The organism is Nocardia sp. NPDC058497, assembly GCF_042720195.1.
GTDB lineage: Bacteria > Actinomycetota > Actinomycetes > Mycobacteriales > Mycobacteriaceae > Nocardia.
On sequence record NZ_JBHXMY010000494.1, the window covers coordinates 1 to 4,490 of the forward strand.

The following is a 4,490-nucleotide window of genomic DNA, read 5'->3' on the forward strand; positions in this document are numbered from 1 at the left end:
GGCACGGTGTGTGGTGTGGTTGCACGGGGGTGCAGGCTTCGGTCGCTGGCGCGAATCGCGTAAGGATCGGGCCGCGTTTCAGGACTGGACTCGGGTCGGCCCTTTCATAGTTACGCCTGCGTCACCGGTCCTGTCCTGCAGGAACTGCTTTCGCTGATCTCCCTTGGCCCAGGTGTGGGAGCCCGGCTTGTGTGCTTCGTCGGCGAGTTGCTTGATGGTGTGGTTGCAGACGAATTCCTTGAGCTTGGCGCCGGGGCGGCCGGGGAGGTGGTACCACTTCGCGGTGTCGTCCTTGGTTGCGAACTGGAAGATGCCGGCGTGGCGGCCGAGGCTGATGCATTGGCCTGCGAAACCCAGGTCGATGGGGGTGGGGTGGTTGCCGGCGATGCGGTGCAGGACCGTGTCGGCGGCGTGGGCGCCCAGGGGGCCCGCGGCCTGGCAGCTCATCCGGAACGGGAGATTCGATGGTGCTGCCGAGTCGCCCGCCGCGACGATGTGGGGGTCGTCGATGCTGGTCAGGGATTCGTCGGTGAGGAGGCGCCCGACGGTGTCGGTGCTCAGGCCGCTGCGGAGGGCCAGGTCGGGGACGCCGAAACCGGTGGTCCAGATGGTGACGGCGCTGTGCAGCGTGTGGCCGCCGCTGAGGCGGACGACATCGCGAGCCACTTCGATCACCTTCGCTTCGGGTCCTTCGAGGACGGTCACGCCGAGGGTGGCCAGGCGCTTGGCGACCGAGCGCCTGCCGCGCGGATGCAGATATGGGCCGAGCACGTCGCCGCAGATCAGCGTCACGTTCCGGCCCTGCTCGGCCAGCTCGGCGGCGGTCTCGATCCCTGTAGGCCCGGCGCCGACCACCGTCACCGGGGCAGTCATCGGCGCGGCGTCGATCACCTGTCCCAGGCGCTGTGCCTGCTCCAAACTCGCTATTGGATAAGCGAATTCGGCTGCACCCGGCACCCGAGGCTCAGCGCTTCCGCTACCGACCGCGTAGATCAGATAGTCGTAGCCGACCGCGCCGCCACCGGCCAACACCACCCGATGCCCGTCGGCATCGATCTCGGTCACCGAGTCGACCACCAGCCGGACATCGCTACCCAGCACATCGCCGTACTCGGCAACCGCGTCGTCGGACCCACCCACCAGCTGATGCAACCGAATCCGCTCGACGAACTTCGCTCGTGGATTGATCACCGTCACCGCCACGTCGTCGCGCTGCGTCAGCCGATTGGCGGCCATGACCCCCGCATATCCGCCGCCGACCACAACCACGTCGATCTTCTCGCTCATCGGTGTCTCCTTCGCCTCACAAGGGTTCGGCCATAAGACGCCGCGCGAGCGATTCTTGTGACAGGGCGTGACGCAGGTCACGCTCGCGAGGCGAACGGCCTATTGCCCGCGCAACCCAGTGACGAGGAGGGCGACCATGCGGCGGGGGTTGTAGCGGGGGTTGTTTCCCGCTCCGATGCACAGGTTGCCGACGGCGCGCAGGAACTCGTAAGGGTCGGTGCCGGAGATGATTTCGCCTGCGTCCGTGGCGGCTTCGAGGAGCTGGGCGCAGGTGGGGATGAGACGGTCGAGGAAGTAGGTGTGCAGGGTTTCGAAGGCGGCGTCATCGGACTGGAGTGCTTCGGCGAGGCCGTGTTTGGTGACGAGGAAGTCGACGAACAGGTCGATCCAGGCGGTGAGGGCGGCGTGTGGGGAGTCGCCGGAGGCCAGGAGGGCGGGGCCCGCTGCGGCGCAGGCTTCGACCTGGTGGCGGAAGACCGCGACGATGAGGTCGGCGCGGGTGGGGAAGTGGCGGTAGATCGTGCCGACGCCGACGCCCGCCGCTGCGGCGATCTCGCGCACCGGGACGTCGACGCCGGACGCGACGAAGGTCGCGGCGGCCGCGTCGAGCAGGGTCTGCTGGTTGCGCCGGGCGTCGGCGCGCTTGCGAGGCGCCGCGGGTGCGCTGTCGTTGTCGGCCACTCTGCCTCCGGGTTGGCAAGCGGAACAATGTTCCGTATGTTGATTAGCGGAACGTGGTTCCGTTTGTTCAGGATGTCAGATCCGGCGACCTGAACCAAGTCGCACAGCTCATGAAGGAGCAGCTCATGCAGTACCGCAGCCTCGGTCGCACCGGCGTGCAGGTCAGCAGTCTCGTGCTCGGCGCGATGAACTTCGGCCAGTTGGGCAATTCCACGCAGGACGAGGTCACCGCCATGGTCGACGTCGCCATCGACGGCGGCATCAACCTCATCGACACCGCCGACATGTATGGGCAGGGCGAGTCGGAGGAATTGATCGGCAAGGCCATCGCCGGACGCCGCGACGACATCGTGCTGGCCACGAAGGCGAGCATGCCGATGGGGGAGGAGCGCAATCACCGTGGCGGTTCGCGTCGCTGGCTGGTCACCGCGCTCGACGACAGCTTGCGCCGCCTCGGCGTCGACCACGTCGACCTCTATCAGATCCACCGCTGGGATCCGAGCGTCGGCGACGAGGAGACGCTGTCGGCACTGACCGACCTGCAGCGGGCGGGCAAGATCCGCTACTTCGGCTCGTCGACGTTCCCCGCGTACCGCATCGTGCAGGGGCAGTGGGCGGCGCGGGAACATCGCCTCAGCCGGTATGTCACCGAGCAGCCGAACTACTCGATCCTGCAGCGCGGCATCGAAACCCATGTCCTGCCGGTCACCCAGGAATACGGGCTCGGTGTGCTGGTGTGGAGCCCGCTTGCGTCGGGCTGGCTGTCGGGCGCGATCCGAGCCGACCGCGAGATCGCCACCAGCCGTGCGGCATTCATGCCGCATCGCTTCGACACCACCATCCCGGTCAATCAAGCCAAGATGAACGCCGTCGAACAGCTGGCCGAGGTCGCCGACCAAGCCGGGCTGACCATGATCCAGCTCGCCCTCGGTTTCGCCACTGCCCACTCGGGTGTCACCAGCGCCATCATCGGCCCACGCACCATGGCGCACTTGCACTCTCAGCTCGCGGCCGCGGACACCGTCCTTCCCGCCGACGTCCTCGACGCGATAGATGCCATCGTCGCCCCCGGCGTCGACCTCGCCCCCGGCGAAAAGCACGACACCCCACCGTCACTGCTCGACGCGTCGCTGCGCCGCCGCTGAGCGCTCAGGCGAGGAGTTCGCGGGACAGGGTGGTGGCCCACCAGGTTTCGACGCGGTCCGGTGGCCAGCCGCGTTCGGTGGTGAGGGTGGCGTAGACATCGATGGTGCACAGGGCGGCGTAGATGTCGACGGAGGTGGCGAGGTCTTCGCGGAGGGTGCCGTCCGGCCAGGAGGTGAAGACCTGGATGCGGGTGTCGTCGGCGCGGCGGCGGGCGTCGAGGTAGGTGGTGGCCAGGTCGGGTTCGGTGCGGGCGGCCTCGCGGACCAGGGCGATGACGTCGGCGGCGCGTTCGAAGAGGCGGCGGTCGTACCCTGCCATGGCGGCGAGCTGGCGGGGTGGGTCGCCCGCGGCGGCTTCGAGCTCGGCGAGCATTCGCGGGGCGTCGGCGGACAGATCCGCGGCATCGACGATGGCCTGGACCAGGCCGGTCTTGTTGCCATATGCCGAGTACACCGTGGGGACGGAAACGCCTGCCTCGCGGGCGACTTCGCGGACGGTCGTCGCGTCCCAGCCCTGGGCGACGAACAGGCGGCGCGCGGCCTGGGCGATCTCGACGCTGGTTGCCTGGGCTTGCAGGGTGCGGCGCAGTGAGTCGTAGCGGCGGCGCGGTGGCTCGCTGGACAACGGTTCCCCTTTCGTTTTACGGTCACTATATTCAAAATATGAGCGATAAAGCTAATATCTCGAGCGGGTCCAGGTTCCAGCGGGTCGCCGGCCTCGCGGGAATCGTGTTCGTGCTGGTCATCCTGGGCGCGAACCTGATTCTGGTGCCCGCCGGACTCCCCACGCCCGGCACGGACTCCGGCGAGGCGGCCACCTTCTTCGCCGATCATCGTGGCCTGGTCGCCGCCGCCATGGCGCCGACACCGCTGGCCTGGTTCTGTGCCGTGCTGTTCGGCGCCGGCGTGCTGACAGTGCTGCGGCCGGTCGAACGTCGGGCGGGCACGGCGTGGTCGCTCGTCGGTTTCGCCGGATTGCTGTTGCAGAACGCCACCTTCACGGTGATCGTCGGAATCCGCTACGCCCTGGGGATCTCGTCCGAGGGTGGTGCGCTGTGGGCTCTTCATGACGCGCTGCTCGCGCTCAACGGAACCTTTCTCGCGCTGGCGCTTGTCGGTCTGACGATCGCCGGACGCCTCGGCGGCCTCGTCCCGCGCTGGCACGCGCTGATCGGATTCCTCGCCGCCGCACTGCAATTCACCGCCGCGACGATCGCGCCGGTCGTCATCGACGAGAAGGGCCCGCTCGGTCTGATCGGCCTGTCCGGCTGGCTGCTGTGGACGATCTGGTTCGCCGCGTACGGCATTGCCCTGCTGCGGTTTTCGCCGAGCACCGACAGCGCGGTAATCGCGCTGTATATTTTAAAAATATAAGAT

The 4,490-nt window shown here is 67.8% G+C and carries 5 protein-coding genes; 2 read left to right on the forward strand and 3 right to left on the reverse strand.

The genetic code is table 11. The features are described from left to right. Positions 1–78 precede the first annotated feature (78 nt). Positions 79–1,287 carry an NAD(P)/FAD-dependent oxidoreductase gene (locus tag ACFWPJ_RS25685; protein WP_378854962.1) on the reverse strand — a complete coding sequence of 403 codons (1,209 nt, stop codon included), beginning with the start codon at positions 1,285–1,287 and terminating at the stop codon, positions 79–81. A gap of 99 nt (positions 1,288–1,386) precedes the next feature. Continuing rightward, entirely contained in the window at positions 1,387–1,968 is a 582-nt protein-coding gene (locus tag ACFWPJ_RS25690; RefSeq protein ID WP_378854964.1) for a TetR/AcrR family transcriptional regulator, read from the reverse strand. 125 nt (positions 1,969–2,093) lie between these two features. Between ACFWPJ_RS25690 and ACFWPJ_RS25695 the strand changes: the two genes are divergently transcribed. Further along, positions 2,094–3,113, forward strand: coding sequence for an aldo/keto reductase (locus ACFWPJ_RS25695; RefSeq protein ID WP_378854966.1), 1,020 nt, complete (start codon positions 2,094–2,096; stop codon positions 3,111–3,113). A 4-nt stretch (positions 3,114–3,117) separates the two neighbouring features. Here ACFWPJ_RS25695 and ACFWPJ_RS25700 read toward each other — a convergent pair whose 3' ends face one another. After that, positions 3,118–3,738, reverse strand: a complete 621-nt coding sequence (locus ACFWPJ_RS25700; RefSeq protein WP_378854968.1) for a TetR/AcrR family transcriptional regulator — start codon at positions 3,736–3,738, stop codon at positions 3,118–3,120. A gap of 38 nt (positions 3,739–3,776) precedes the next feature. On the opposite strand from ACFWPJ_RS25700, the gene ACFWPJ_RS25705 reads away from it, so the two are divergent. Continuing rightward, a complete protein-coding gene (locus ACFWPJ_RS25705) occupies positions 3,777–4,487 on the forward strand; it encodes a hypothetical protein (protein WP_378854970.1) in 711 nt (236 codons plus the stop codon). Positions 4,488–4,490 lie beyond the last annotated feature (3 nt).

Coding starts and splice junctions, on each gene's coding strand:
- ACFWPJ_RS25685 (WP_378854962.1), bottom strand. CDS start 1,287: ATGAGCGAGAAGATCGACGTGGTTGTGGTCGGCGGCGGATATGCGGGG.
- ACFWPJ_RS25695 (WP_378854966.1), top strand. CDS start 2,094: ATGCAGTACCGCAGCCTCGGTCGCACCGGCGTGCAGGTCAGCAGTCTC.
- ACFWPJ_RS25705 (WP_378854970.1), top strand. CDS start 3,777: ATGAGCGATAAAGCTAATATCTCGAGCGGGTCCAGGTTCCAGCGGGTC.